The 26,125-nt window shown below is 70.8% G+C and carries 25 protein-coding genes; 15 read left to right on the top strand and 10 right to left on the bottom strand.

Annotated elements, in window-relative coordinates; all coding sequences use genetic code 11:
- Positions 1–16: 16 nt before the first annotated feature.
- From ACF08M_RS22150 to ACF08M_RS22140, 3 genes are all read right to left on the bottom strand, one after another.
- The gene (locus ACF08M_RS22150) at positions 17–1,009 is read right to left on the bottom strand and encodes a phosphotransferase (protein ID WP_392187025.1); all 993 of its coding nucleotides are present in this window, start codon (positions 1,007–1,009) and stop codon (positions 17–19) included.
- 121 nt (positions 1,010–1,130) lie between these two features.
- Positions 1,131–1,568 (bottom strand): pyridoxamine 5'-phosphate oxidase family protein, encoded by a 438-nt coding sequence (locus tag ACF08M_RS22145; RefSeq protein ID WP_392186970.1) that lies wholly within the window; start codon positions 1,566–1,568, stop codon positions 1,131–1,133.
- A gap of 323 nt (positions 1,569–1,891) precedes the next feature.
- Entirely contained in the window at positions 1,892–2,551 is a 660-nt protein-coding gene (locus ACF08M_RS22140) for a response regulator (protein WP_392187024.1), read from the bottom strand.
- Positions 2,552–2,891: 340 nt separating this feature from the next.
- Between ACF08M_RS22140 and pdhA the strand changes: the two genes are divergently transcribed.
- Genes pdhA through ACF08M_RS22125 form a run of 3 tightly spaced genes read left to right on the top strand, consistent with a single transcriptional unit; the run spans position 2,892 to position 6,467 of the window.
- Complete coding sequence (pdhA, locus tag ACF08M_RS22135) at positions 2,892–4,073, top strand: pyruvate dehydrogenase (acetyl-transferring) E1 component subunit alpha (RefSeq protein WP_392186969.1); 1,182 nt, start codon at positions 2,892–2,894, stop codon at positions 4,071–4,073.
- 2 nt (positions 4,074–4,075) lie between these two features.
- Positions 4,076–5,056: an alpha-ketoacid dehydrogenase subunit beta gene (locus ACF08M_RS22130; protein ID WP_392186968.1), complete on the top strand. Its 981-nt coding sequence runs from the start codon at positions 4,076–4,078 to the stop codon at positions 5,054–5,056.
- 10 nt (positions 5,057–5,066) lie between these two features.
- Complete coding sequence (locus tag ACF08M_RS22125) at positions 5,067–6,467, top strand: dihydrolipoamide acetyltransferase family protein (RefSeq protein WP_392186967.1); 1,401 nt, start codon at positions 5,067–5,069, stop codon at positions 6,465–6,467.
- Here the strand turns inward: ACF08M_RS22125 and ACF08M_RS22120 are convergent.
- Positions 6,454–6,948: an ATP-binding protein gene (locus ACF08M_RS22120; RefSeq protein ID WP_392186966.1), complete on the bottom strand. Its 495-nt coding sequence runs from the start codon at positions 6,946–6,948 to the stop codon at positions 6,454–6,456. The two genes, ACF08M_RS22125 and ACF08M_RS22120, sit on opposite strands and share 14 nt — an antisense overlap.
- 240 nt (positions 6,949–7,188) lie before the next feature.
- On the opposite strand from ACF08M_RS22120, the gene ACF08M_RS22115 reads away from it, so the two are divergent.
- From ACF08M_RS22115 to ACF08M_RS22105, 3 genes are all read left to right on the top strand, one after another.
- A complete protein-coding gene (locus tag ACF08M_RS22115) occupies positions 7,189–8,070 on the top strand; it encodes a helix-turn-helix domain-containing protein (protein WP_392186965.1) in 882 nt (293 codons plus the stop codon).
- A 5-nt stretch (positions 8,071–8,075) separates the two neighbouring features.
- Positions 8,076–8,279: a DUF397 domain-containing protein gene (locus ACF08M_RS22110; protein WP_392186964.1), complete on the top strand. Its 204-nt coding sequence runs from the start codon at positions 8,076–8,078 to the stop codon at positions 8,277–8,279.
- Positions 8,280–8,385: 106 nt separating this feature from the next.
- On the top strand, positions 8,386–9,042 hold the full coding sequence (locus ACF08M_RS22105; RefSeq protein ID WP_392186963.1) for a maleylpyruvate isomerase N-terminal domain-containing protein: 657 nt from the start codon (positions 8,386–8,388) through the stop codon (positions 9,040–9,042).
- Between the two features lie 299 nt (positions 9,043–9,341).
- Here the strand turns inward: ACF08M_RS22105 and ACF08M_RS22100 are convergent, their stop codons facing one another.
- Positions 9,342–9,938, bottom strand: a complete 597-nt coding sequence (locus tag ACF08M_RS22100) for a TetR/AcrR family transcriptional regulator (protein WP_392186962.1) — start codon at positions 9,936–9,938, stop codon at positions 9,342–9,344.
- Between the two features lie 63 nt (positions 9,939–10,001).
- On the opposite strand from ACF08M_RS22100, the gene ACF08M_RS22095 reads away from it, so the two are divergent.
- The 4 genes from ACF08M_RS22095 (at position 10,002) to ACF08M_RS22080 (ending at position 13,224) form a co-directional block, all read left to right on the top strand.
- Positions 10,002–11,078: an FAD-dependent monooxygenase gene (locus ACF08M_RS22095; protein WP_392186961.1), complete on the top strand. Its 1,077-nt coding sequence runs from the start codon at positions 10,002–10,004 to the stop codon at positions 11,076–11,078.
- A gap of 479 nt (positions 11,079–11,557) precedes the next feature.
- Positions 11,558–12,187: a DUF4232 domain-containing protein gene (locus ACF08M_RS22090; protein WP_392186960.1), complete on the top strand. Its 630-nt coding sequence runs from the start codon at positions 11,558–11,560 to the stop codon at positions 12,185–12,187.
- A 93-nt stretch (positions 12,188–12,280) separates the two neighbouring features.
- Complete coding sequence (locus ACF08M_RS22085; protein ID WP_392186959.1) at positions 12,281–12,628, top strand: DUF2004 domain-containing protein; 348 nt, start codon at positions 12,281–12,283, stop codon at positions 12,626–12,628.
- A gap of 161 nt (positions 12,629–12,789) precedes the next feature.
- Positions 12,790–13,224, top strand: coding sequence for a VOC family protein (locus ACF08M_RS22080; RefSeq protein WP_392186958.1), 435 nt, complete (start codon positions 12,790–12,792; stop codon positions 13,222–13,224).
- Between the two features lie 69 nt (positions 13,225–13,293).
- On the opposite strand, the gene ACF08M_RS22075 is transcribed toward ACF08M_RS22080, so the two are convergent.
- Complete coding sequence (locus ACF08M_RS22075) at positions 13,294–14,193, bottom strand: D-alanyl-D-alanine carboxypeptidase family protein (protein ID WP_392186957.1); 900 nt, start codon at positions 14,191–14,193, stop codon at positions 13,294–13,296.
- 279 nt (positions 14,194–14,472) lie between these two features.
- Here ACF08M_RS22075 and ACF08M_RS22070 point away from each other — a divergent pair, with 279 nt between their 5' ends.
- The 3 genes from ACF08M_RS22070 to ACF08M_RS22060 all read left to right on the top strand — a co-directional run bounded on the left by ACF08M_RS22070 (position 14,473) and on the right by ACF08M_RS22060 (position 17,502).
- On the top strand, positions 14,473–15,390 hold the full coding sequence (locus ACF08M_RS22070; protein WP_392187023.1) for an aminoglycoside phosphotransferase family protein: 918 nt from the start codon (positions 14,473–14,475) through the stop codon (positions 15,388–15,390).
- Positions 15,391–15,499: 109 nt separating this feature from the next.
- Positions 15,500–16,195, top strand: coding sequence for a GntR family transcriptional regulator (locus ACF08M_RS22065; RefSeq protein ID WP_392186956.1), 696 nt, complete (start codon positions 15,500–15,502; stop codon positions 16,193–16,195).
- On the top strand, positions 16,192–17,502 hold the full coding sequence (locus tag ACF08M_RS22060) for a nitrate/nitrite transporter (protein WP_392186955.1): 1,311 nt from the start codon (positions 16,192–16,194) through the stop codon (positions 17,500–17,502). The genes ACF08M_RS22065 and ACF08M_RS22060 overlap by 4 nt, the downstream gene beginning before the upstream one ends.
- A gap of 196 nt (positions 17,503–17,698) precedes the next feature.
- Here ACF08M_RS22060 and ACF08M_RS22055 read toward each other — a convergent pair whose 3' ends face one another.
- Complete coding sequence (locus tag ACF08M_RS22055) at positions 17,699–18,523, bottom strand: maleylpyruvate isomerase family mycothiol-dependent enzyme (RefSeq protein WP_392186954.1); 825 nt, start codon at positions 18,521–18,523, stop codon at positions 17,699–17,701.
- A gap of 170 nt (positions 18,524–18,693) precedes the next feature.
- On the opposite strand from ACF08M_RS22055, the gene ACF08M_RS22050 reads away from it, so the two are divergent.
- On the top strand, positions 18,694–19,494 hold the full coding sequence (locus ACF08M_RS22050) for a carbon-nitrogen family hydrolase (protein WP_392186953.1): 801 nt from the start codon (positions 18,694–18,696) through the stop codon (positions 19,492–19,494).
- Between the two features lie 126 nt (positions 19,495–19,620).
- Here the strand turns inward: ACF08M_RS22050 and ACF08M_RS22045 are convergent, their stop codons facing one another.
- Positions 19,621–20,112 (bottom strand): LURP-one-related/scramblase family protein, encoded by a 492-nt coding sequence (locus tag ACF08M_RS22045; RefSeq protein WP_392186952.1) that lies wholly within the window; start codon positions 20,110–20,112, stop codon positions 19,621–19,623.
- 82 nt (positions 20,113–20,194) lie between these two features.
- Between ACF08M_RS22045 and ACF08M_RS22040 the strand changes: the two genes are divergently transcribed.
- Positions 20,195–22,021 (top strand): NHL domain-containing thioredoxin family protein, encoded by a 1,827-nt coding sequence (locus ACF08M_RS22040; RefSeq protein WP_392186951.1) that lies wholly within the window; start codon positions 20,195–20,197, stop codon positions 22,019–22,021.
- A gap of 94 nt (positions 22,022–22,115) precedes the next feature.
- Here ACF08M_RS22040 and ACF08M_RS22035 read toward each other — a convergent pair whose 3' ends face one another.
- Together ACF08M_RS22035 and ACF08M_RS22030 are read right to left on the bottom strand one after the other, a co-directional pair.
- On the bottom strand, positions 22,116–22,868 hold the full coding sequence (locus tag ACF08M_RS22035) for a hypothetical protein (RefSeq protein WP_392186950.1): 753 nt from the start codon (positions 22,866–22,868) through the stop codon (positions 22,116–22,118).
- A 170-nt stretch (positions 22,869–23,038) separates the two neighbouring features.
- Positions 23,039–26,026 carry a BTAD domain-containing putative transcriptional regulator gene (locus ACF08M_RS22030; RefSeq protein WP_392186949.1) on the bottom strand — a complete coding sequence of 996 codons (2,988 nt, stop codon included), beginning with the start codon at positions 26,024–26,026 and terminating at the stop codon, positions 23,039–23,041.
- Between the last annotated feature and the right edge of the window lie 99 nt (positions 26,027–26,125).

Here is a 26,125-nt window from a genome sequence, read left to right as displayed (position 1 = left end):
CGTGCACGGGGTGGATTCACCCCGTGAACGCCTCGCGCACCGCCTCGTACTCGCGCGTCCACCAGACCACCAGGGCCGACACCGCAGGGAACTGCGGGTCGGCCCTCCGGTCGTGCAGGCGGTACCGCCAGCGCAGTATCCAGAAGTCGTTGAGCCGCTCCCACCACACCCGGTGCACGGCCGCGGCCAGTTCCGCCGCCCCCGCCCCGGCCGCCCGCCGGTAGGCGCCCGCGTACGCCCGCACCTTCTCCAGCTCCAGCTTCCCGGCGGGCTGCACGAAGAAGATGGCCGCGGCCCGCACCGCCTCCTCCGCGCGGGGCTGGACCCCCAGCCGGTCCCAGTCGAGGATCGCGACCGGGTCCGTGCCCCGGTAGAGGACGTTCAGCGGGTGGAAGTCGCCGTGCACCCACCCGGTGGCCGGGATGTCGGGGGTGGGCGGCCTGCGGTCGGCGTGCTGTTCCAGCAGGGCCCGCCGCTCCAGGAGACGGTGTTCGGCCAGCTCGTCGAAGGAGTCCCGGGGCCGGCGCCCGCGCGCGGCCGCCAGCAGGTCCTCGATCAGCGCGAAGGTGTCGGCGGGGTCGGGGCTCCGGTGCCCGCCGGACCGGCCGACGAGCCCGGTGCCCGCCCCCATGACCTGTTCGAGGCCGGTGTGCACGGCCCCGAGCAGCGCCCCGAGCCGTCGCGACTGGTCGGTGGTGAGCTGGGCGCCGGCCCGGTGCAGTCCGTCGACCCAGGGGTGCAGGGCGTAGCACCGGCCGCCGATCTCCGTCACCGTGTCGCCCTCGGTGTCCTCCACGGGCGGGGCGACGGGCACGCCGAGTGACTGGAGCCGCTGGGTGGCGCGGTGCTGGCGGACGATCGTGGCGCGGTCGCCGGTGGCGTCGTCGAGGTGGTGCTTGAGGAAGTAGCGGCCGCGGGTGGTGGAGACGCGGTAGCCGTGGTTGAGCAGGCCCTGGGTGACAGGCTTGCAGGTGAGGGGCTCACCGGCATCCGGGTAGCGGCGCAGCACCTCGTCCACCGGAGGGACGGGCGGACGGGGCACGGCCGGGCGGGGTGCGGACGAGCACAGCGCCTCGCCGGCCGGTGGAGCAGACGGGAGGGTTACAGATGAGCGCAGCACTCGCCAGATGTTAGATCACGCTGTGTTGCGGTTCGGTGGACTTGCGCGGGAAGCCCAGAGTGTGCACGGAGACGAAGTGCGGGTCGACGCCGAGGTAGGCCGGGGCGAACGGCTCCCCGTTCACCTGGGCGGGGACGGCGCCGAAACGCTCCTGCTGGCCGGGGGTCGGGCGCACGATCTCGGCGGGGCCGGTGAACTGCACGGACCACAGCTCGCCGTTGTCGTCCCCCGAGGGCGCGGTGTTGAAGTTGTCCGCCCCGTACGCCACGACCGTGCCGTTGCATGCCTCGTGGTAGCCGAGGCCACCGTGCATCCGCAGGACGACGCGGCCGTCGATCACGATGTGGCGGGCGACCGCCAGTATCGGGAGGGCCCGCATGCTGGTCGCCAGCCGGCCGTACGGGACGCGGCCGAGCAGTTCGATCGCGTGGAGTTCCTCAGGGGGCATGCCCTCGACTCTCCGCCACCGGGGAGGCCGTGAACAGAGGCCGCGGCCCCGGGCGAACCGGGACCAAAGTCCCGAAGATCACCGAGGGCCGCGGCCTTCTCGCCGTCTCTTCAGGCAGTGCTCGGCGCTTCCGGCGCGCGGTGCTCGCCCGCGCCCCCGGGCCGTCCCGCGGTGCGCCGCGCGGCGGGCCCCGGCCGTCTCTTCAGGTGGTGCCCAGCCCGTCGCGGCTGTTCCGTCCCGCCGTACGCCGTCCAGCCCGTCGCGGCCGTCCCGCCGTACGCCGCCCAGCCCCGTCGCGGCTGTTCCGTCCCGCCGGGCGCCGCTCAGCCCTTCTCGGCCTGCAGCCTGGCCACATACGCGGCGGCCTGCGAGCGCCGTTCCATGCCCAGTTTGGAGAGCAGGCTGGAGACATAGTTCTTGATCGTCTTCTCGGCGAGGTGCAGCCGCTCGCCGATCACCCGGTTCGTCAGTCCCTCCCCGATCAGATCGAGGATCTTGCGCTCCTGATCGGTGAGGCTGTCGAGCTTGTCGTCGCCCCGGCCCTTCTTGCCGTCGCGCAGCCGTTCCAGCACCCGGGCGGTCGCGACCGGGTCCAGCAGCGACTTCCCGGCCGCCACGTCCCGTACCGCGTTCAGCAGTTCGTTGCCGCGGATCGCCTTCAGCACATAGCCCGAGGCACCCGCCATGATCGCGTCGAAGAGCGCCTCGTCATCGGCGTACGAGGTCAGCATCAGGCACTTGATGCTGTCGTCCTGGGAACGGATCTCCCGGCAGACCTCCACCCCGCTCCCGTCCGGCAGCCGTACGTCGAGCACCGCCACATCGGGCCGGGTCGCGGGGATGCGGACCATCGCGTCCGCCGCCGTGCCGGCCTCGCCGACGACCTCGATGCCGTCCTCGACCGAGAGCAATTCATGGACCCCGCGCCGGACGACTTCGTGGTCGTCCAGCAGAAAAACAGTGATTTTTCCTTGTTCGCGCACAAAACGCAGTCTCACACACTCGCCTCTTCCCTGCCGCCGAACGGCGGGATAACGTGCCGTTGTTCCGGCGGCCTGCAAGGCTGTTCCCAGAGCTGTGACCAGCGAGAGTTCCCGACTTTTTCGATTTACTTGGAAATCCAAGCAAAATCGCAGGTCAGATAGGGTTTCGCAGTTATGCGGCCTTCTGGGTAACGTGCTTTTGGCAGGACGCTCGCCGGGGCACCTGTCACGCCTGTTCCCGGACCGAGCGGCACCCACCCCGTGCACGGGTACGGACACAGGCGAGCCGCACTGGCTTCCCGGCAGACCCCGGGGGCCGGACCGACGGAGGAGCACGCACGTGACCGTGGAGAGCACTGCCGCGCGCAAGCCGCGACGCAGCAGCAAGCGGACCAGCGCCGTGAAAACGACCGCGAAGACGTCCGCGAAGACGCCACAGAGTTCTGAACCCGAGCTCGTACAGCTGCTGACGCCCGAGGGCGAGCGCGTGGAGCACCCGGACTACGGGATCGACCTGACCGCCGAAGAACTGCGCGGTCTGTACCGGGACATGGTCCTGACCCGCCGCTTCGACGCCGAGGCCACCGCCCTCCAGCGCCAGGGCGAGCTGGGCCTGTGGGCCTCCCTGCTCGGCCAGGAGGCCGCCCAGATCGGTTCCGGCCGGGCCCTGCGCGACGACGACTACGTCTTCCCGACGTACCGCGAGCACGGCGTCGCCTGGTGTCGGGGGGTCGACCCGACCAATCTGCTCGGGATGTTCCGCGGCGTGAACCACGGTGGCTGGGACCCGAACAGCAACAACTTCCACCTGTACACGATCGTCATCGGCTCGCAGACCCTGCACGCCACCGGCTACGCCATGGGCGTCGCCAAGGACGGCGCGGACTCGGCCGTGATCGCGTACTTCGGCGACGGTGCCTCCAGCCAGGGGGACGTCGCCGAGTCCTTCACGTTCTCCGCGGTCTACAACGCCCCGGTCGTCTTCTTCTGCCAGAACAACCAGTGGGCGATCTCCGAGCCGACCGAGAAGCAGACCCGCGTCCCGCTCTACCAGCGCGCGCAGGGCTTCGGTTTCCCCGGGGTCCGGGTCGACGGCAACGACGTACTGGCCTGCCTGGCCGTCACCAGGGCGGCGCTGGAGCGGGCCCGCCGGGGCGAGGGCCCCATGCTCATCGAGGCGTTCACCTACCGCATGGGCGCGCACACCACCTCCGACGACCCGACGAAGTACCGGGCGGACGAGGAGCGCGCCGCGTGGGAGGCAAAGGACCCGATCCTGCGGCTGCGCACGTACCTGGAGAAGGAGGGCGCCGCCGACGAGGCGTTCTTCACCGAGCTGGAGGCCGAGAGCGAGGCCCTCGGCAAGCGTGTGCGGGAGGCGGTGCGGTCGATGCCCGATCCGGACCCGATGGCCATGTTCGACCACGTCTACGCCGACGGGAATCCGCTCGTCGACGAGGAGCGCACCCAGTTCGCCGCCTACCAGGCATCGTTCGCGGACTCCGCCGAGGAGGGCAAGTAGCCATGGCCATGGAAAAGATGTCCATCGCGAAGGCTCTCAACGAGTCGCTGCGCAAGGCACTCGACACCGACCCCAAGGTCCTCATCATGGGCGAGGACGTCGGGAAACTGGGCGGGGTCTTCCGGATCACCGACGGACTCCAGAAGGACTTCGGCGAGGACCGGGTGATCGACACCCCGCTCGCCGAGTCCGGCATCGTCGGTACGGCGATCGGGCTCGCCCTGCGCGGCTACCGGCCCGTCGTGGAGATCCAGTTCGACGGTTTCGTCTTCCCCGCGTACGACCAGATCGTCACGCAGCTCGCCAAGATGCACGCCCGCGCGCTCGGCAAGGTCAAGATGCCGGTCGTCGTGCGGATCCCCTACGGCGGCGGCATCGGCGCCGTCGAGCACCACAGCGAGTCCCCCGAGGCCCTGTTCGCGCACGTCGCGGGCCTGAAGGTGGTCTCGCCCTCGAACGCGAGCGACGCGTACTGGATGATGCAGCAGGCCGTCCAGAGCGACGACCCGGTCATCTTCTTCGAGCCGAAGCGCCGCTACTGGGACAAGGGCGAGGTCGCCACCGACTCCATCCCCGGCCCGCTGCACCGCGCCGCCGTGGCGCGCACCGGCTCCGGCCTCACGCTCGCCGCGTACGGGCCGATGGTGAAGGTCTGCCTGGCGGCGGCCGAGGCGGCCAAGGAGGAGGGCAAGTCGATCGAGGTCCTGGACCTGCGCTCGATGTCCCCGATCGACTTCGACACCATCCAGACCTCGGTCGAGAAGACCGGCCGGCTCGTCGTGGTCCATGAGGCGCCGGTGTTCTACGGCTCCGGGGCCGAGATCGCCGCCCGGATCACCGAGCGCTGCTTCTACCACCTGGAGGCACCGGTGCTCAGGGTCGGCGGCTACCACGCCCCCTATCCGCCGGCGCGGCTGGAGGACGAGTATCTGCCGGGTCTCGACCGTGTGCTCGACGCCGTCGACCGCTCGCTGGCGTACTGAGGACTGGGACGTGACAACGATGACCGACACTTCCAACGCTGCTCGCTTCCGCGAGTTCAAGATGCCCGACGTGGGCGAGGGACTCACCGAGGCCGAGATCCTCAAGTGGTACGTCCAGCCCGGCGACACCGTCACCGACGGTCAGGTCGTGTGCGAGGTCGAGACGGCGAAGGCGGCCGTGGAGCTGCCGATTCCGTTCGACGGGGTGGTGCACGAGCTGCGCTTCCCCGAGGGCACGACCGTCGACGTCGGCCAGGTGATCATCGCGGTGGACGTGGCCCCGGGCAGCGGTGACGCGGCCCCGGCTCAGGTGCCCGCACCGGCGGCGGAACCGGAGCCGGAGGCTCCCAAGGGCCGTCAGCCCGTTCTGGTGGGGTACGGCGTCGCCGAGACCTCCACGAAGCGGCGCGCCCGCAAGGGCGCCGGGGTGGTGGCACCCGTCGCGGCGGCCGCGATCCAGGGCGAGTTGAACGGTCACGGCCCCGCGACCGTCCGGGAGAGCCGGCCGCTCGCCAAGCCGCCGGTGCGCAAGCTGGCCAAGGACCTGGGCATCGACCTGGCGACGGTCGTCCCGACCGGCGAGGGCGGGGTCATCACCCGCGAGGACGTGCACGCGGCGGCCACGCCCGTACCGGTACAGGCGCAGGCACCCGTCGCGGCGGAGGCCGCTCCCGTCGCTGCCGGGGCGCCGGCCGCCGTCGTCGCGGGCGCGCGGGAGACCCGTATCCCGGTCAAGGGCGTACGGAAGGCCATCGCCCAGGCGATGGTCGGCAGCGCCTTCACCGCGCCGCACGTCACGGAGTTCGTGACCGTCGACGTGACGCGCACGATGAAGCTGGTCGCGGAGCTCAAGGAAGACAAGGACATGGCGGGGGTCCGGGTCAACCCGCTCCTGATCATCGCCAAGGCGCTCCTGGTCGCGATCAGGCGCAACCCGGACGTCAACTCCGCCTGGGACGAGGCGAACCAGGAGATCGTGCGCAAGCACTACGTCAACCTGGGCATCGCCGCCGCCACCCCGCGCGGTCTGATCGTGCCGAACATCAAGGACGCGCACGACAAGACCCTGCCGGAGCTCGCCGCGGCGCTGGGCGAGCTGGTCTCCACGGCACGTGAGGGCAAGACGTCCCCGGCTGCGATGGCGGGCGGCACGGTGACCATTACCAACGTCGGCGTCTTCGGCGTCGACACGGGTACGCCGATCCTGAACCCGGGCGAGTCCGCGATCCTCGCGGTCGGCGCGATCAAGCTCCAGCCGTGGGTCCACAAGGGCAAGGTGAAGCCCCGTCAGGTCACCACGCTGGCCCTGTCGTTCGACCACCGTCTGGTCGACGGCGAGCTCGGCTCCAAGGTCCTGGCGGACGTCGCCGCGATCCTGGAACAGCCGAAGCGGCTGATCACCTGGGCGTAGCTGTATGAGATGGGCCCGCGCGAAGTTCGTGCGGGCCCATCGGCATGTCCGGCTTCCGCCGCAGGGCGAGTTCGGCGAACACGGTCTTCCCGACGGTGCGCGGCTCGACGCCCCAGTGGTCCGCGATCCGCGCGACGATCAGGAGCCCCCGCCCGTAGCACTCGTCGTCCCCAGCCGCGCGCAGACCGGGCAGCCGCTCGCCGCGCGGGTCGCTGACCGCGATACGGAGCGTGGTCGAGGTCAGCGTGAGGTGGACGCGGAAGAGCCGCCCCCGGATGGCGCCGTGCAGTAACGCGTTGGTCGCCAACTCGCTGACCAGCAACGCCGCGTCGCCGGCCAGGTCCGGATACCCCCACTCCCGGACGAGCCGCGCGGTGCGGCGCCGGGAGAGGGAGACGCTGCGGGCGGTCGGGGTGAAGTCGAGCCGGTCCTCGTGGAGGACGGGGTCGGGAGCGGGGAGATTCTCCTGGGTTTCGGCCATGGACAGGTGCCTCTCGATGAGGGGGCGGTGGCGATGCCGCGCCCGCGGGGCGCCGGTTTTGGCGCGGGGCAGGGCGGTGCACTTCCGCCGGTTTCGGCTCCGCTGTGCGAGCGGTGGAACACCGACGGTAGCGGGATGGTTGTGCGTGCAGCAATAAGTTCGGGCAGAAAATTCTCTGCCCTAGTTGGTGTTCGAGGAGAATGAGTCCCAGACTTGGGCGACTTGGCGGAGGGATGCGACGTGGCAGGTAACAGCCCTGATCGGGGCCGGACGGTTTCGACTGTGCTCGGGCGCCGTCTCGGCGGCGAGTTGCTGCGCATGCGTGAGGGGCGCTCCCTGCGGCAAGCGCACGCTGCGGAGGCGCTGACGGCGTCGGTCGCCAAGGTTGCGAAGATCGAGCGGGGCCTCGTACCGATACGGGACCCCGACATCAGGGCCTTGTGCCACCTGTACGGCGAGGCTGACGCCGAGGTCGTCGACAGGTTGCTGGCTCTCGCCAAGACCGACCGCGAACGTCGCAAGGCGAGCGGTTGGTGGAATCAGTACCCGGGACTTCAGTCCATGGTCGAGTACGTGGCTCTGGAGGACATCGCCACCAGTCTCCGCACCTGGCAAGTCGCCATCGTGCCCGGACTGCTGCAGACCCCGGACTACGCCAGAGCGCTCGCCGTGGGAAACGGGTCCTGGGACGACCCCGATGAGATCGAACCCTTCGTCGAGTCCAGGATGACGCGGCAGGCGCGGCTGAGTGGTGACCGACCGCTTGAGCTGCGGGCGGTGGTGCACGAAGGTGCCCTGCGTCAGTTGGTGGGCGGACGCGAGGTGATGAGGGGCCAGCTCGGCAGGCTGCTGGATGTGGCTCGGCAGCCGAACGTGAAGCTTCAGGTGATGCCGTATATCGCGGGTGCTCACCCCGGCATGACAAGCGCCTTCACCATCGTGTCCTTCGCTGAGCCGGGAGCGCTCGACGTGGTCCACATGGATACGACCTCGACCACTCTCTGGCTGGAGAGCGATACTGATGCCGAACGTCACAGCAGCCTTTTCGACCGCATCTCGCGCCTGGGGCTTGCGCAACATACTTCGGTCAGGCTTATCAATGACATCCTCAGGGAGCTGTAAACCGCGTGCTCGGGTACAAGTTCGTCAAGTCCAGCTACAGCGGCGGCAACGCGGGCCAGGAGTGCGTCGAAGTGGCCCGCAACATACCCCGCACCGTCGCCGTCCGCGATTCCAAACGGCCCGAAGGCCCCGTCGTCCTTCTCGGCCCCGCCGCCTGGGACGCCTTCCAGGCCGGGCTGTGCCGGGGTCATGGGCTGCCCCGCGATTGATGGCGGGGCAGCCCGCAAGACGTCATGGAAGATCGGTTACCAGGTGCACGAGCCGGCCGTCCGAATCCGCTTGTCCGCCGTTCCGAGTGCGGCTTACCGTGTCGTAGTGGATCTCTTCTCACACTCGTGGACAGCATTGCGCACGGTGGTCGCCGAACTACCGGACAAGGACTTCGAGCAGCTGTCCGGCTGTACCGGCTGGCTCGTGCGGGACCTGGTCTGCCACCTGGTCATCGACGCCCAGGACGTCCTGATCACCCTGGTCACGCCCACCGAAACCCAACCGACCGCGGACGCGGTCACCTACTGGGGCCTCCTGGACGAACCACCGACCGGCGAGGACCCCCTCGATGCGCTGATCCCCCGGCTGGCCGCCGCATACGGCGAGCCGCGGTGGCTCAAGTTCCACCTCGACGACGTGGGTTCCGCCGCGGGCCGAGCCGCCGAACTCGCCGATCCCACCCGCCGCGTCAGCACCCAGGACAAGGTGCTGACCGTCGGCGACTACCTGTCCGCGTACGTGCTCGAATGGACCTTGCACCACCTCGACCTGATTGCGCATCTGCCGTCGGCCGCCGAGCCGCCCACCGAGACCCTCGTCGCGGCTCGCACGTCGCTGGAGAAGATCGCCGGGACCCCGTTTCCCGCCTCGTTCTCCGACAAGGACGCGTTGCTGATCGGCACCGGACGTCGCACGCCGACCGACGCTGAGAAGGCTGCTCTGGGCGATCTTGCCGCAAGCCTCCCGCTCATCCTCGGCTGACGACGTGAGGATCGGAAGCGTGGCCGTGACGTGGAGGGGGCCGCACGGGATCTGCGAGTGTGATCAAGAAGAGGTGGGCCCGTGCGGCCTTGTCCCATCCTGCCTGTACCGGCATCTCCCGCACACATCTCGGCGGGTTGATCGAGGAGTTGGCCCCTCGGTGGCGGCTTCGACGCGCTGGGAATCCACATCGCCGCGCGCCTCACCGACACCCCCTACCTCGCCTACTCCCGCAGCGCCACGGCGCCGGTGCCGCGGACGCGCCCCTCGGGGATAGGGCCGTCGCCGTCGACGCTTCGTCAGTTCGGTCGATCCGGTGCGGACGGGGGCAGGAACGCGCTGAGCACCGTGCGGATGCCGGGTTCGGGGTCGAACTCCACATCTGGCATGGAGACCTGATGGAACATCAGGCCATCGAGGTAGTCGAAAAGGATCCCGCAGTGCTCCCGCGGTGCGGGCGACCCGAGGTCCGCCAGCCACCTCGAGGTCAGTTCGATCATCGACTCGCGCGCGCGGCTCAGCGGCTCGCGTACCGCGGGGCGGACGATGCCCTCGAGCGTCAGTGCGTAGCGGGCGGTGGTGCGGTGCCGGGCGGGGCCGAGCACGTGCTGGACCGTGCGGGCCAGGGCGCCGGCCAGCTCCTCGGGGTCGCCGTCCACCGGGGTGGCCGCGAAGCGCTTCCAGTCGCGGGCATCGAGCGCCTCGAGGTGGGCCACGACGCCCGTCACGAGGAGGTCGCGGCTGCGGAAGTGGTTGGACGTGGTGCCGGCCGGCACCGCGGCCGCCTTGTCGACGGCCTGGTACGTCAGGCCGCGGAGGCCGCTGGTGCCCAGCACCTTCACGGCCGCGTCCAGTACCTGATCGCGCCTGCCCGGCATCCGCGCCCTTTTCTCCATCGGCCTGTCGTGCCCTCTACTATAAACATAGTGCTTCTACTACAAACATAGTAGCGTGGTGGCATGCCCAGAAAAGCGATCATCGTGGGCGGCGGCATCGGAGGCCTCGCCGCCGCCGTGCACCTACAGGCCGACGGCTGGGACGTCGAGGTACACGAACGCGCCCCCGCGCCGCCCGGCACCGGCACCTCGCTCGGCCTGTGGCCCGGCGCGCTGCAGGCGCTCGACACTCTCGGCCTCGGGGACACAGCCCGCCGGCTCGCCCGGCCGGCGGCTTACGGCACCTTCGTACGCGCCGACGGCGGCCTCATCGGGAACGTCGACATGGCCGCTCTGCGCCGCCGCACCGGCGACGCCGTCCACGTGACCGCCCGGCCCGCGCTGCTGCAGACGCTGGCCGCCGCGCTCGCCGACGGGGTCGTGCGCTACGGCTCCGCGGTGACCGACGTCCGCGAGCTCACCGGCTACGACGTGGTCATCGCCGCCGACGGCCTGCGCAGCCGGGCCCGCACGGTGCTCTTCGGCGACGCGCACCGCCCCCGCTACTCCGGCGTCACCGCCTGGCACGGCACCGCCGACCTCGACACCGACGGGATGACCGAGACCTGGGGGCGGCGCGCCCGCTTCGGCGTCATCCCGCGCGCAGGCGGCCGCACGAGCTGGTTCGCCTGTGCCCCGGCAGCCGAGCGCGTGCCCGTGCCGGGCGGCGATCTGGCAGCCCTGCAGGCGTGGTTCGGCGACTGGCACCCCGGCGTGCGCCGGGTCCTGGACCACCTGGCGCAGACCGGCGGCACGGGCCTGCAGCGCAACGACCTCTACGACCTCACCGCGCCCCTGCCGAGCTACGTCAGCAGCCGCATCGCCCTCATCGGCGATGCCGCCCATGCGATGACCCCCGACCTCGGCAGGGGGGCGTGCGAGGCGCTCGTCGACGGCGTCACCGTCGCCCGTGAGCTCACCGCACGCGCGCGCGTCGAAGACGCCCTCGCCGCCTACGACGCGGCCCGTCGCCGGCCCACCCAACGGCTCGCGCGCGCCGCCCGGCTGATGAACCGCGCGGTACACACCCCGCGTCGGATCGCGCCGGTACGGAACGCGGCCATGCGGCTGTTCCTGACCATCGGCAGGCCACCGGCCTGACTCCCGCCAGGCGCATCCTGCACCGCCGCCTCCGGGCCGGCCCCCTGACGGGCTGCCCCGCGATCGGGCGCGGGCGAGGCGGGTTGAGGAGGGCACGCCGCCGGTTGTGGTCAAGATTCGCCGGGTTACGGGTCTGTCCCAGTGGGCGGCGGCCGCGAACAGGTGCGCAACGGTGGCGGGAACCGCCGAATCGGCCGGCCGATGGCGTGCCCGGGAGCGGTGTGGCGCACTGTGTTCGGGCCCCGTTTCCCGCGCCGGACGGCGGCAAAGGCAGGGGTGCGGGGCGGGCGGGTGCGAGCGGGGTGTTCGCGGTGGTGGTGTGCGTTGTGCCGGGCTGTGCGTGTAACAGGGATGTATTAGGGGGTGGTTGGGCGGAACGGTTGGCCGGTCCGGGTGGCTCCTGGTGATCAGAAACGCTCGCTCGTACCGGCTCGTACCGAGCAGTCCGCACTCCCCCCACCGATGTTGAGGAAGAAACGATGCGCGTTCGCAAGCTCACCTTCGCCGCCCTGGCCGTTGCCGCGGGTCTCTCGCTCACGGCCTGCCAGAACGACGATGACGCCATGGCGCAGAACGACCCGCCGGCCGCGTCCGCCGGGTCCTCCTCGGGCGGTGGGAAGGACTCTGCCGGGAAGGGCTCCGGCGGGCAGGGCACGGCCGCCGGGACCGGCTCCGGCGAGAACGGCAAGATCGGCAAGTGCCGCACCGACGACCTGGACATCTCCGCGACGGACAGCACCATCGACGGCGACACCGAGGGCACCGTCGCGGTGGAGCTGAAGAACGGCGGCGGCCGGGACTGCGTGCTCTCCGGGTACGCGGGCGTCGATCTGAAGACCAGCGCGGGATCGCTGTCCGCGGAGCGTACCGGTGAGAAGAGCACCCCGATGACCCTCAAGGACGGGAAGTCGGTGTACTTCGGCGTCACCTACCCGATCAACAAGTCGGGCGGCTCCGGCGTCCGCGTCACGGCCCTGGTGGTGACCCCGCCCGACGAGACGAAGTCGTTCTCCGTCGAATGGCCCGGCGCCGCCACGCTGCCCGCCACGGACGGCTCCGGCTCCCCGGTGAAGGTCGGCCCGATGGGCAGCGCCGGCCAGGGCGACTGACCCGCACACCCGAAAAGCCGAAGGCGCCCAACCTCGCGAGTCGGCCGGATCCGCCGGGCGGCACGCGAAAGGGCCGCTGGATGCGTTTGCAGCGTGCCTGAGCGACCTGTCGGCCCTCGACGCAATGGCTCGCACGGCGCTGCGAGCGTACCTGCACGAGGATCGCTACTTCATCGACACTTCATCGACTACCACGTCGAGGAGCTCGAAGACAGCGAGACGGTGGTGCGTCTGGTACGGGACGCGGCCGGTGGAGCGGTCGGAGCTGATTCCTTCGCCGCCGCCATGCGTCTGAGCAGCGTCGATCTGTGGGTGAGCGGCCTGTCCGATGGGCCCCCTGTCCTTTTGGACTACGTGTTCGATCCTGATCTCAGTGATCAAATACTCGCCGTCAAGTTGACCCGGGACCGGACGGTGGTTTCCGTCGACTGGGAGAGCTGACGACTTCGCCGCTGCACGACGCGACGGCCCGTGCGGATGCGATGGCGGCATCTGTGTGGGTATGGGAGCGAACAGCCGGGGCGATTTCTGTTCATTCGCTGGTCAACGTAGCGATCCTCGGCGGGAATTGGCCGGAGGATGCCCGCTGTTAGGCTGGCCGAATGGCATCGGTGAGGCAGATCCAGATCACTTTCGACTGTGCGGACCCCGAGCGCGTCGCTCGTTTCTGGTGCGAGGTGCTGGGGTACGTCGCACCGTTGCCGCCGGAGGGGTTCGACTCCTGGGACGCCTACAACGACTCACTGCCGCCCGAGGAGCGGGGTGCGTGGTTCGCGTGCTCCGATCCCACGGGGGAGGGTCCGCGCATGTACTTCCAGCGCGTTCCCGAGGGCAAGGTCGCCAAGAACAGGGTGCACGTCGACGTGCGGGCCGGTACCGGGCTCGTGGGTGCGGAGCGGCTGGCCGTGCTCGAGGCCGAACGCGATCGGCTGGTGGCGCTCGGTGCGGTGTGCACGAACGTGCTGTATGCCGACGAGAACAACGAGTCGTGCATCAACATGCAGGACGTCGAGGGCAACGAGTTCTGCCTCGACTGAGCATGCTCCGGTACGGCGAGAGGGGGCCCGTGTGGTGCGGGCCCCCTCTCGCGTGCGTTGCCGGGCGGGCTACTTCTTGAAGGAGTAGTCCATGATCTTCTTCATGTCCGCCGAGCGGTTGGTCGCGTTGGTGGAGGAGAGCACCGTGCCGATGACCGTCTTGCCGTTGCGGGTCGCGGCGAAGACCAGGCAGTACTTGGCCGTCGGGCCGGAGCCGGTCTTCACGCCGATCGCGCCGCTGTAGCTGCTGAGCATCGTGTTGGTGTTGGACCACGACATGTAGCGGTAGCCACCGGACTTCGTGGTGACCTTCTGCTTGGTCGACTTGGTCTTCACGACCGTGCGGAACGTGGAGCTCTTCATCGCGCTGCTGGCGAGCTTCGTCAGGTCGCGCGGCGTCGAGTAGTTCGAGCCGTTCCCGATGCCGTCGAACGAGTCGAAGTGGGTGTTCTTCAGCCCGAGGGACTTGGCCTGGGCGTTCATCTTGCCGACGAACGACTTCACGCGGGCCGCGCGGGTGGTGCCGGAGCCGAACTTGTCGGCCAGCGCGTACGCGGCGTCGCAGCCGGACGGCAGCATCAGGCCGTACAGCAGCTGGCGGACCGTGACCTTGTCGCCCACGATCAGGCGGGCCGACGAGGCACCCTTGGAGACGATGTAGTCGCTGTACGCCTTCTGGATCGTGACCTTGGAGTCCAGGTTGAGGTTCTTCTGCGACAGGACGACCTTGGCGGTCATGATCTTGGTGGTGGAACCAGTGGAGCGACGGGTGTCCGCGGCCTTGGTGAAGAGGGTCTTCGCGGTGCCGTTGTTCATCACGTAACCGCCCTTGGCGGTGATCGTGGGGGTGGGGGGCGTAGCAGCCTGCGCGGTGGAGGCGAACACGCTGCCCGCGATGACGGCACCCGCCGTCAGGGCCACGGTGGCAGCGGCGGAAACACGGTTTATGCCCTTAATGCCGATTTTCAACTTGAATGCTCCAAATGCCCCTGGAATGCGGCCACATGAGGGTGCCGCTCGGTGGTGAGACTCATGAGAGCCGGGGAAGGATGTGCTGATTCCTGGGGCAATTTCGGAGCAACGGAGGGTTCGGGCCGGGGGAGGGTGCCCGTCCGGAAACCTGGCCCGCGTCCGGACAGTTTTTCGGACGGATTCCTGGACGGATTCCTGGACGGATTCCTGGACGGATTCCTGGACGGGTTCCTGGACGGATTCCTGAAGTCCGTCGCCCGGCTACGGTTGCTCCGTATGACCCACACCGAGATCGATATCACCGCGGAGCTGGTCCGGGAACTGCTGCGCGACCAGCACCCCGACCTGGCCGATCGCCCTGTGAGGCTCGGCGCGCGTGGCTGGGACAACCAACTGTGGCGGCTCGGCGACGACCTCGCCGTCCGGCTGCCCTGGGCGACGCAGTCCGCGGACGCGCTGCTGCGCAAGGAGCATGCCTGGCTGCCCGCCCTCGCCCCGAGGCTTCCTCTGCCGGTTCCCGTCCCGCAGCGGCTCGGCGAGCCCTCCGAGCGGTTCCCGCGGCCCTGGATCGTCACCACCTGGGTTCCGGGTGAGCCCGCCGACCGCGCCCCCGCCACGCGCGCCGCGGACGCGGCCGACAGCTTGGCCGCCTTCCTTTCGGCTCTGCACCGACCTGCCCCCGACGGTGCGCCCGTCGGCCGTGGCCGCGGGGGACCGCTGGCCGACGTCGCCGAGGAGTTCGCCAAGATGCTCGCCTCGGCCACCGAACTGGGACTGATCCCCGACCCGGACGCCGTCCGCGCGGTTTGGGAAGACGCCGCCGCCGCGCCCGACTGGGCGGGTCCGGCCCTGTGGATCCACGGCGACCTGCATTCGGCCAACGTTCTCACCGCGGACGGCACCTTCTGCGGCGTGATCGACTTCGGCGACCTCTGCGCGGGCGATCCAGCCTGCGACCTCGCCGCCGCGTGGACCCTGCTGCCGGACGGCGCGGCCGACCGCTTCCATGACGCCTACCAGTCGGCCATGGACGCCGCGACCCTGCGCCGCGCCCGCGGCTGGGCGGTGCTGCGCGCTTTCGTCGGGATCCTCGTCGGAGATGCCGGCGTCCACGGACGCCCCGGCGGCAAGCCCACCTGGGGCCCACCCGCTCAGGCTGCCCTGCGACGCCTCATCGCGACGGGCCGCGGCTGAAACCTCCCACCGTCACGGAACGTCGCGGTACTTCCTGTACCTCAACTGTTCACACCCGGGACTCCGGACGGGTGTCCCCATGTACGCATCTTGTATCTATGCTGTGTGCATGCCTGCCGCGCCCCCAGCCCTGAAGCCCCCTGCGAAGTCCGCCGTGAAGTCCTCCGCCAAGCAGCCGCCCGCCGCCGAGCGCGTCTACACCCACATCAAGGAAGCGGTCCTCGACCGTCGTTACGAAGGCGGCACGCTCCTCACCGAGGGTGATCTCGCGGAGGCCGTCGGAGTCTCCCGCACGCCGGTGCGGGAAGCGCTGCTGCGGCTGGAGGTCGAGGGGCTCATCAAGCTGTATCCGAAGAAGGGTGCCCTCGTTCTCGCCGTCTCCGCGCAGGAGATCGCGGATGTGGTGGAGACCCGGCTGCTGGTCGAGGAGTTCGCGGCCCGCAAGGCCGTGCCCGCATCAGCGCAGTTGATCGGACGGCTGGAAGAACTTCTAGAAGATCAGCGGCAGTTGGCTCAGGCCGGGGATCTGGCCGCCGTGTCGGTGAAGGACCGCTGCTTCCACGCCGAGATCGTGCGCAACGCGGGCAACGACATTCTCTCGCGCCTCTACGACCAGCTGCGCGACCGGCAGTTGAGGATGGGTGTCGCCGTGATGGAGGCGCACCCGGGCAGGATCGCCGCGAACATCACCGAGCACGGCGAGCTGCTGGAGGCGATCAGGTCCGGTGACGCAGACGGCGCCGCGCAGGTCGTGCGGCGTCATGTCGGCCGGGTCAAGGTGCTCGTCAGGGGTGAGGACCGGTGAGTTCCGGTGCTGCTCCCACCCTGTCTCTGCCCGGCGATCCCCCCGGCGGCCGACGCGCCGTCTGGGTCTGGGGCATCGGTGTCGCCGTCTACTTCGTCGCCATCATCTTCCGCACCAGCCTGGGGGTCGCCGGACTCGACGCCGCCGACCGGTTCCACGTCAACGCCTCCGCGCTCTCCACGTTCTCCATCCTTCAGCTGCTCGTCTACGCGGGCATGCAGATACCCGTCGGCCTGATGGTCGACCGGCTCGGCACCAAGAGGGTCCTCACCCTCGGGGCCGTCCTGTTCACCCTGGGGCAGCTGGGCTTCGCGCTCTCCCCCTCGTACGGCATGGCGCTGGCGTCCAGGGCGCTGCTCGGCTGTGGTGACGCGATGACGTTTATCAGTGTGCTGCGGCTCGGCACCCGCTGGTTCCCGGCCCGGCGCGGTCCGCTGATCGGGCAGGTCGCCGCGCTCTTCGGGATGGCGGGCAACCTCGTCTCCACGCTCTTCATCGCGCGGGCCCTGCACGGATTCGGCTGGACCACCACCTTCGTCGGCAGCTCCGTCGCGGGGGTTCTCGTCCTCGTTCCCCTTCTCCTGTTCCTGAAGGACCACCCCGAGGGGCACGAGCCGCCGCCCGCCGAGCACGCGGGCGCCGCCTATGTGCGCAAGCAGATCGCCGCCTCCTGGCGGGAGCCCGGCACCCGGCTCGGTATGTGGGTGCACTTCACCACGCAGTTCCCGGCCATGGTGTTCCTGCTGCTGTGGGGGCTGCCGTTCCTGGTGGAGGCGCAGGGACTGAGCCGGTCCGCCGCCGGTGAGCTGCTCACTCTGGTGGTGCTCTCCAACATGGCGTTCGGACTGGTCTACGGGCAGATCATCGCCCGCCACCACGCGGCCCGCGCCCCGCTGGCCCTCGGGACGGTCACGGTGACGGCGCTGTTCTGGGCATCGACCCTCTTCTACCCGGACGACCACGCGCCGATGTGGCTGCTCATCGTCCTGTGCGTGGTGCTCGGCGCCTGCGGTCCCGCCTCGATGATCGGCTTCGACTTCGCACGGCCCGCCAACCCGCCGGAGCGGCAGGGCACCGCGTCGGGCATCGTCAACATGGGCGGCTTCACCGCCTCGATGACCACGCTGTTCGCCGTCGGCGTGCTGCTGGACGCCACCGGGGACGACTACCGGATCGCGTTCTCCTCGGTCTTCGTACTGGAGACGCTCGGCGTCGTACAGATTCTGCGGCTGCACTCCCGCGCCACGCACCGCGAGCGGGACCACCATGTGATCAGCCGGGTGGAAGCCGTGCACGTACCCGCGTAGCGCGGCTGTCGCGCCGGATCGGCGGCGCGCCCGTCCTCGCGCGACGGGCGCCGCCGACCACAGTGGCACGGCACCGGGGTGCTACGGCGCCGGGGAACTGTGCCGTCCCGGCGTCATGGCCTCAGGGCGTCACGGCCTCAGGGGACGTAGGGCCTCAGGGCATCACAGCCTCAGGGGGCCGTACGGCGTCATGGCGTCACGGCGTCACGGCGAAGTTCTGCAGGATCGCCGCCGCCAGGTCCGCGTCGCCCTCGACCTTGACCCGGTCCGCGACCGCCCCCGCACGCACCCGCCCGCAGGCGAGGCGGTAGTACGTCTCCCAGTCCATCGCCAGCGTCACCGCGGGCCCGAGGGACGGCGAACCGTCCACCGAACCGCGGCCCTCCGCGTCGACTCGGACCGTGCGCAGGAACTCCAGCTCCCCGTGCACATCGAGCACGACCGCCGAACTGGCCGGCGCGCCCGCGTCCTTCGCCACCACCTTCGGCAGCGCGGCAAGCAGCGTGTCCCGGACGACGGTGGCACCGGGGGAGTCCAGATTGCCGGGCTGCCGCAGCGTCCACCGCAGGTCCTGCTCATGCACCCAGACGTCGAAGGCCCGCATCTGCAGCGCCAGTTCGAGGGTCTGCTCGGCACCGAGCGGCGCCCGGACCATGGTCTGGGGGTCACGCGATTCGTTGCGCAGCTGACGTGCGCGGCGAATGATCGTGTACTCCAGCTCGGAGGTCATCTCCGGCGCGGTGTGGTGGCGCCGCACATCGACCTGCATCTCCATGTAGCGGGCGAAGTCGTTCTGTATGTGGAAGAGATCGCGCGGCAGTGTGTGGATCGGGCGCGGGTCGCCGAGCTGCTCGCACTCCATGCCGATGATGTGCGAGATGATGTCGCGCACCGACCAGTTGGGGCACGGCGTGCGGGCGTTCCACTCTCCCTCGGCGAGCGGCTTCACCAGCTCGGCTATCGACTCGATGGAGTGGGTCCAGGCATCGGCGTAGGTCTGGAGGCTGGGATGGACGGTCACGGGACCCCTCGTGCGGTTCTGCGGTGCATGGGCTGGAGTGCTGATCGCGGGCGGCGGGCTGCGTGGGAGGTTCGATCGCTAAGTTACGCTGCGAGCAGGCACCCCGGCAGTGCTTTCGTGTGACGATCGTAGGCCCGTGTTGACGGCTCGAATGCCAGGACGGTGGTAGTGTGCGCGCCTCCCTCATCCAGATCGCAGTAGACCCGGACGAATCCGTCAATTCCCGCAGGGAGCGTGCGGCTTCGCTGATCGCGGCCCAGCGCGGTGCGGATCTCGTGGTTCTTCCCGAACTCTGGCCGGTCGGCGCCTTCGCGTACACCGCCTTCGCGGACGAGGCCGAGCCGCTCCGGGGGCCCACCCACGACATCATGGCGAAGGCCGCCGCCGACGCCGGTGTCTGGTTGCACGCCGGCTCCTTCGTCGAGCGCGCGGACGACGGCACCCTCTACAACACCTCGCTCGTCTTCACACCCGAGGGCGAACGGGCCGCCGTGTACCGCAAGATCCACCGCTTCGGCTTCGACCAGGGCGAGGCGGTCATGATGGGGGCCGGCGAGGAGCTCGTCACGGTCGCCCTGCCGCGGACCACGCTGGGCCTCGCCACCTGTTACGACCTGCGCTTCCCGGAAATGTTCCGCGGCCTGGTCGACGCGGGCGCCGAGACGCTGATCGTCGCGGCGGGCTGGCCCGAGCGCCGCCGTGCCCACTGGACGCTGCTGGCCCGGGCCCGCGCCGTCGAGAACCAGTCGTACGTCCTGGCCGTCGGCACCGCGGGCACCCACGCCGGAATCCAGCAGGCCGGACACAGCATCGTCGTCGACCCCTGGGGCGAGGTGCTCGCGGAGGCGGGTGCGGACGAGGAGGTGCTGAGCGTGGAGTTCGACCCGGCGAAGGTCGCCGCCACCCGCGAGCAGTTCCCTGCGCTCAAGGACCGGCGGCTGGGGCCGGCCCTTCCCGGGGCGGGCAAGTAGGGGGCATCCCGAGACAGGCGCGCAGGGCGCGTTCCGCGAGGCGGGCGAGCGGGCGAGGCGAGCAAGCGGGCAAGCGGGCAAGTGGGCACGTTTCACGTGAAACGTGCCCGGCGCCCGGTGCCCGGGTCAGCCCTCGTGCTCCTTGTCGGCGAGCACGATGACGCACACCGAAACGGCGATGAGCAGCGCCGTGTCGGCGTCCTCCCGCACGACATCGATGCCGTACGTGTCCCGGACGGTCAGCCACCGTCGTGAGATCTGGGCCAGCAGTTCCCCGTCGTAGTCGATGGCGAACTCGCGGTCCAGGATCTTGCCGCTGACGTCGAGCTCGGTGCCGTCCACCAGCGTGACCCGGTAGTGGTTGCGCAGCAGCGACAGCCGTTTGCGCCTGACCGTGGCGAGCTGTTCGCCGTCGCGCTCGATGAGCATCGTGTCGCGCAGGCTGAGCAGCTTCTGCCGGATCTCGACCAGGATCCGGCCCTGCGCGTCCTTCAGCTCGAAGGTGTCACGCACCCGCATGGCCTTGCCGTCGACGAGGAAGACCTTGCGGCCGTCCGCGTCCTCGATCCAGTAGTCGTCACCGACGGCGAAGAGCCGTTCACGCACCAGGAATCTCATGGCTCACAGGTTCCCCCAGGACGCCCCGGAATGTGCGGACCCGCCGGAATGCGCGCGGGCCATGGTGATGTTGACTCCTCACATGGCAACACGTGCACGCGTCAGGGCCCCCGAGCTGATCGGCAAGGGCGGCTGGCTCAATACAGGCGACCAGCAGTACACCCTCGCTGACCTGCGAGGACGCATTGTGATCCTGGATTTTTGGACCTTTTGCTGTGTGAACTGTCTGCATGTCCTCGATGAGCTGCGCGAGCTGGAGGAGAAACACCGCGACACCGTCGTGATCATCGGCGTGCACTCGCCGAAGTTCGTCCACGAGGCCGAGCACCAGGCGGTCGTCGACGCCGTCGAGCGGTACGAGGTCCACCACCCGGTCCTCGACGACCCGGAGCTGGCCACCTGGAAGCAGTACGCCGTACGCGCCTGGCCCACGCTCGTCGTCATCGACCCCGAGGGGTACGTCGTCGCCCAGCACGCGGGCGAGGGCCATGCGCACGCCATCGAGAAGCTGGTCGGGGAGCTGGAGGCCGAGCACGTGGCGAAGGGCACGCTGCGCCGCGGCGACGGCCCCTACGTCGCGCCCGAGCCGGTCGCCACACATCTGCGGTTCCCCGGCAAGGCCCTGCCCCTGCCCGACGGCGGCTTCCTCGTCTCCGACACGACTCGCCACCGCCTGGTCGAGATCGATCGCGACAGTGAAACGGTCCGCCGGCACGTCGGTACGGGGGACCGGGGGTTCACCGACGGCGGACCCGAGGACGCCCGGTTCTCCGAGCCGCAGGGGCTCGCCATGCTGCCCGACGGCCGGATCGCGGTCGCCGACACCGTCAACCACGCCATTCGCGCCCTCGACCTCGCCACCGGGGTGACGACGACGCTCGCCGGCACCGGCCGTCAGTGGTGGCAGGGCTCGCCGACCGCGGGCCCGGCCCGCGAGGTCGACCTCTCCTCCCCCTGGGACGTCGCCTGGTTCGCGGACCGGCTGTGGGTCGCCATGGCGGGCGTGCACCAGCTGTGGACGTACGATCCCGCGACGGGGACGGTGCGGGTCGCGGCGGGCACGACCAACGAGGGCCTGGTCGACGGTCCGGCCGACGAGGCCTGGTTCGCCCAGCCGTCCGGGCTCGCCACGTCGGCCGACGGGGAGCGGCTGTGGGTCGCCGACTCGGAGACGTCTGCCCTGCGGTACGTGGAACGCGACGGGACCGGCTTCGCCGTCCGTACGGCCGTCGGCACCGGCCTCTTCGACTTCGGGCACCGCGACGGCGGAGCGGATCAGGCGCTGTTCCAGCACCCGCTGGGGGTGACCGCGCTGCCCGACGGGTCCGTGGCCGTCAGCGACACGTACAACCACGCACTGCGGCGCTACGACCCCGTGAGCGGCGAGGTCACCACCCTGGCGACGGATCTGCGGGAGCCCAGCGACGCGGTGCTGGTCGACGGCGATCTCGTCGTCGTCGAGTCCGCCCGGCACCGGCTGACCCGGCTGCGGCTCCCGGAGGAGGCCGTACGCGTCGCCGACCGGGCACATCACACCCAGCGCGCGGCCACCGAGATCGCGCCGGGCACGCTCCGGCTCGACGTGGTCTTCCAGGCGCCCGCCGGGCAGAAGCTGGACACCCGGTACGGTCCCTCGACCCGGCTGCTGGTCTCGGCCACCCCGCCCGAGCTGCTGGCAGAGGGTTCCGGTCCCGGTACCGACCTGTTCCGCGACCTGGTCCTGGCCGACGGGATCACCGAGGGGGTGCTGCACGTCTCCGCGATGGCCGCCTCCTGCGACGACGATCCGTCGAACGAGTACCCGGCCTGCCATGTCCACCAACAGGACTGGGGCGTCCCCGTCCGCGTGAGTGCGAAGGGAACGCCCCGACTGCCGCTGGTGCTGGCAGGGATGGACGAACAGGCCTGACGGCGCGCGGAGACCCGGATACGGAGGGCCCCCTGTTCCGGGTGGGCAGGGGCCGCATCCGGCGGGGCTCGTCGTACGCCAGGCCCTCAGCGGGTCAGGAGGTGCCCGCCTGCTTCATGGAGCTCACCGCGTCGGCGACCGTGCTCCGGTACAGGCCGAGCTTCGGGTCGCGCACCTTCACATCGGGGCCGAGCTCGAAGTTCTGCGTCTCCGCGTTGGGCATGTGGTCGCCGTCGGCGAGCACGTTCATCTCGTCGATCCAGGTCAGGCCGTTCGCACCGCTCGGGTTGAGGTCGATCACCGCGATGGCGGCCGTCTTGGGCTTGACCGGGTACGCGGGTGCGCCGCCCAGGCCGCCGGGAACGGCCGGCCTGATGTCGGAGCTGCGGTCCGAAGCCTTCGCGGCGCCCAGGCTGACCTGCGGGAAGTAGCTCAGGCCGCAGGAGTTCGCGCCGACGTTGTTGACCTCGATCACCTGCTGGGTGGCCGAGCCCTCGCGGGGGTACACGCGCACCGACAGGTCCTCGCTCCTGCACGGGTGCTTGTAGGCGTAGCTGTCGCTGGTGTTGCCGCCCGCCGTGGTGCTGCCGTTGGACGTGCCGGTCTTCGAGGCGCCCGTCTTCGTGGCTCCGGTGTTCTGCCCGGCACCGCCGTTCTTCGCGGTGGTCGTGGCGCCGGTGGCGGACTGGGTGGCGTCCGTCGAGGCGGCAGCCGCTGCGGCGTCGTTCGCCGGGCCGGCGGACTTCGTGCCGGTGTCGTCGTTGCCGCCGCAGGCGGTGAGGGCCAGGGCGAGCACGGCGGTGGTCGCGGCGGCGAGGACGGTGGTGCGGTTGCGGAGAGTGCTCATGGAAATTCCCCCGAGTCTGACGGTGAGACGGACGCCTGGTCATTGGCGAGCGCCCCTGACCTGCTGACACGTATGAGTCTGGGGCGGGCCGCTCATGTTCTGCTGGCGTCCCGCTGACGTCCCGCTGACGTTCGGACCGTCACTCTCACGTCATCGCGTCGGCGTGCGGCTCAGCCGTCGTCGGTGAGCCGCCGGACCGCCTCTTCGTACCGCGTGCGGTACTCCGCGCGTGCCGTGACCCGCAGGAGCGCTTCGAGGGCCCGTACCGCGCCCTCGTCGTAACCGGCGCCTTCCGCTTCCCTGGCCGCCAGGTCCAGCAGCTGGATGCCGTCGTCCTCCTCGCCGAGTGCCAGCCGGGCCTCGCCGCTGACGGTCAGCAGCAGCACCCGGCGTGCGACCTCCTCGTGCTCGGGCCCGAGGTCGAGCGCCGCGCGGGCGGAGTGCAGGGCGTCCTGCGGGCGGCCGGCGGTGAGCTGCATCCGGGCGAGGTGCTGCAGGGCGAGCATCTCGGTGTGCGCGTCGGATTCCTCGCGGGCCAGACCGACGGCCTGTTCGCAGCCCTCCAGCGCCGCGTCGAGCCCTCCCTGTTCGGCCTGGACGATGGCCAGGTTGATCAGTGCGGTCGCCTCGCCGAGCGGGTCACCGGCCTGCCGGGCGAGGCCGGGCGAGCGCTCCAGCAGGGTGACGGCCTCGGTGGTCCTGCCCTCCTCGGTCAGCACCCAGCCCAGCAGATTCAGCACGCGTGACTCGGCGTACGGATCGTTCTCGGTGCGGGCGGAGTCCAGGGCCAGTTCCAGCAGCGGGGCCCAGCCGTCCCGTACCCGCCACACCACCTGCGGCCACTGGAGCAGGATGATCCGCCAGGCCCGGTCGTGGAAGCCCGCGGTCCGGGCCGCGACGGCGGCCAGGGCGAGGTCGTCGCGTTCGGCGGCCAGCCAGTTCATCGCCGCCGCCCGGTCGGTGAAGTCCCTGACGGCGGTGGGGCGGTGGTAGTCGTCCGGCAGGACGAAGCAGGGCTCACCGCCGGGTTCGGCCGTGTCGGCGGCGGCGAGCGCGGTGGCGATGTAGTGGTCGAGGACATTGCGGAGCGCCTCGTCCGCGGACCCCGGGCCCAGGCCGCGGGCGTAGAGGCGCACCAGGTCGTGCAGTATCCAGTGCCCGGGGGCCGTCTCGGCGACGAGATGGGCGGTGGCGAGCCGTTCCAGTGCCGTCGCGGCGGTGACCGGGTCCGTACCGGCGAGCGCGGCGGCCGAGTACGGGTCGAAGTGGCTGCCGGGGTGGTGCCCGAGCCGGGTGAACTGGTGGACGGCGTCCGGCGACAGCTGCTGCACGGTCAGCCGCAGCGCGGCCGGGACACCGGTGTCGTCCACATCGAGGTACGTCAGCCGGCTGCGTTCGTCGGCCAGTTCGTCGGCCAGGCCCGCCAGTGTCCGGCGGGGGCGCCCGGCCAGCCGGGCCGCGGTGACCCGCAGGGCCAGCGGCAGGCCCCCGCACAGCTCGGCGAGCCGTCGGGCCGCCACGGGTTCGGCGAGGACCCGTTCCTCGCCGAGCACTCCGGCCAGCAGGGCGGTGCCGTCCTGGGGTTCGAGGACATCGACCGGCACGGGGCGGGCCGCGTCCGACGCGATGAGGCCCTCCAGCCGGTTCCGGCTGGTGACCAGCGTGACGCAGTCGGCGCCGCCCGGCAGCAGGGGCCTGACCGTGGCGGAGTCGCGGGCGTTGTCGAGGACGACGAGCAGTCGGCGCCGGTCGGTCAGCGACCGGAACAGCGCGGCCGCCGCGGACACGGACTCCGGGATGCGCCGCGGTGCGACGCCGAGCGCCAGCAGGAACTCGCGCAGGACCTCGACGAGCGCGGGCTCACGGGCGTCGCTGAACCCGCGCAGATCGGCGAAGAGCCGCCCGTCCGGGAAGGCGGCGGGGGTGCGGTGCGCCCACTGGAGGGCCAGCGCGGTCTTGCCCACCCCTGCCGGTCCGGTGACCAGGCAGACGGGTGCCTCGCCCGCTGCGGCCCGGCCGAGCGCGGCCAGCTCGGCGGCCCGCCCCTGGAAGCCGCGGGGCGCGCGGGGGAGCAGATCGGCGGGGCGCGGTTCGCCGGCCGAGAGGGTCGGGGAACCGGGGAACCAGGGCGCCGGGGCGGTGGGGGCATGGGGAGGCGACGGGACGGGTGCGCGGCTTGCGGGACCCGGGCCGCCCGCACGGCCGGGACCGTCCGCATGGTCCGTGCGGGCCGAGTGATCGGTGCGGGCCGGTGCATGGCGTGCTTCGTCCATGCGGACCGAGTGGTCCCTGCGGACCGGTGCGTGGTGCGCTTCGTCCGTGCGGTCCGTTCCGTTCGTACGGTTGGTCCCGTCCGTTCCTCCGGCCGTACGGTCCGGCTCGGCGGCGTGCTCCGGGCCGGCCGCGTGCTCCGGGCCGGGGTCGCCGCGGAGAATCAGCGCGTACGCGTCGGCGAGTTCGTGTCCCGGATCGATCCCCAGCTCGTCGGCGAGCAGCCGCCGCGTGCGGTGGAACCAGTCCAGCGCCTCCGACTGGCGCCCCGCCCGGTACAGCGCCGTCATCAGCGCCGCCGCCAGCGACTCCCGCATCGGATGCGCGACCGATTCCGCCCGCAGCATGGCCGCCGCCCGGTTGTGCTCCCCCAGCGCCGCGTGGGCGCGCGCCAGTTGCTCGACCGCCGCCAGCCGCGACTCCTCCAGCGACTGGGCGGCGGCCTGGAGCGGCGGCCCGGCGAACGCGCCGGTGAGCGCCGGACCCTGCCACAGGGACAGGGCCTCCCTGAGCATCAGCACCGTGTCGGCGGGGCTGCGCTGCTCCCGCGCCAGCACCAGCAGCTCCTCGAACCGCTGCGAGTCCAGCAGGGTCTCCGGCGCCCGCAGCACGTACGCGTCGCCGAGGGTGACCAGGTCCACCCCGTACGCCTCCGCGTCCGCGCCCACCAGGAGGGCCCGCAGCCGGGACACATGTCCCTGGATGACGCTGCGGGCATGCAGCGGAGGCTCGTCGTCCCACAAGGAGTCCGTCAGCCGGGCGATGGACACGGGTGTGTTGGCGGACAGCAGCAGTGCGGCCAGCAGGCTGCGGCGTTTGGCGGGGCCGAGCGGCAGCGGCCCGGTGCGCGTGTCGACGGAGACGGTGCCGAGCAGCCGGAACTCCACGTACGGCTTCCCTTCCGGGCGGGTGCACCCGAGGTGGGGGCACGGGCAAAGTCCCAGAATATCGAGGGTGCCGTGGAGCCGACGAGGGGTCACCGCCCG

Origin of the sequence: Streptomyces sp. NPDC015032 (genome assembly GCF_043080425.1) — a bacterium.
GTDB lineage: Bacteria > Actinomycetota > Actinomycetes > Streptomycetales > Streptomycetaceae > Streptomyces.
This window is presented reverse-complemented; position numbering and strand designations above follow the sequence as displayed.

Excerpts from the sequence above, each read along its gene's own strand:
- ACF08M_RS22045 (WP_392186952.1), bottom strand. The coding sequence starts at position 20,112 with ATGAGATTCCTGGTGCGTGAACGGCTCTTCGCCGTCGGTGACGACTAC.
- ACF08M_RS22130 (WP_392186968.1), top strand. The coding sequence starts at position 4,076 with ATGGCCATGGAAAAGATGTCCATCGCGAAGGCTCTCAACGAGTCGCTG.
- ACF08M_RS22145 (WP_392186970.1), bottom strand. The coding sequence starts at position 1,568 with ATGCCCCCTGAGGAACTCCACGCGATCGAACTGCTCGGCCGCGTCCCG.
- ACF08M_RS22065 (WP_392186956.1), top strand. The coding sequence starts at position 15,500 with ATGCCTGCCGCGCCCCCAGCCCTGAAGCCCCCTGCGAAGTCCGCCGTG.
- ACF08M_RS22100 (WP_392186962.1), bottom strand. The coding sequence starts at position 9,938 with ATGGAGAAAAGGGCGCGGATGCCGGGCAGGCGCGATCAGGTACTGGAC.
- ACF08M_RS22035 (WP_392186950.1), bottom strand. The coding sequence starts at position 22,868 with ATGAGCACTCTCCGCAACCGCACCACCGTCCTCGCCGCCGCGACCACC.
- ACF08M_RS22080 (WP_392186958.1), top strand. The coding sequence starts at position 12,790 with ATGGCATCGGTGAGGCAGATCCAGATCACTTTCGACTGTGCGGACCCC.
- ACF08M_RS22120 (WP_392186966.1), bottom strand. The coding sequence starts at position 6,948 with ATGGCCGAAACCCAGGAGAATCTCCCCGCTCCCGACCCCGTCCTCCAC.
- ACF08M_RS22070 (WP_392187023.1), top strand. The coding sequence starts at position 14,473 with ATGACCCACACCGAGATCGATATCACCGCGGAGCTGGTCCGGGAACTG.
- ACF08M_RS22040 (WP_392186951.1), top strand. The coding sequence starts at position 20,195 with ATGGCAACACGTGCACGCGTCAGGGCCCCCGAGCTGATCGGCAAGGGC.
- ACF08M_RS22095 (WP_392186961.1), top strand. The coding sequence starts at position 10,002 with ATGCCCAGAAAAGCGATCATCGTGGGCGGCGGCATCGGAGGCCTCGCC.
- ACF08M_RS22090 (WP_392186960.1), top strand. The coding sequence starts at position 11,558 with ATGCGCGTTCGCAAGCTCACCTTCGCCGCCCTGGCCGTTGCCGCGGGT.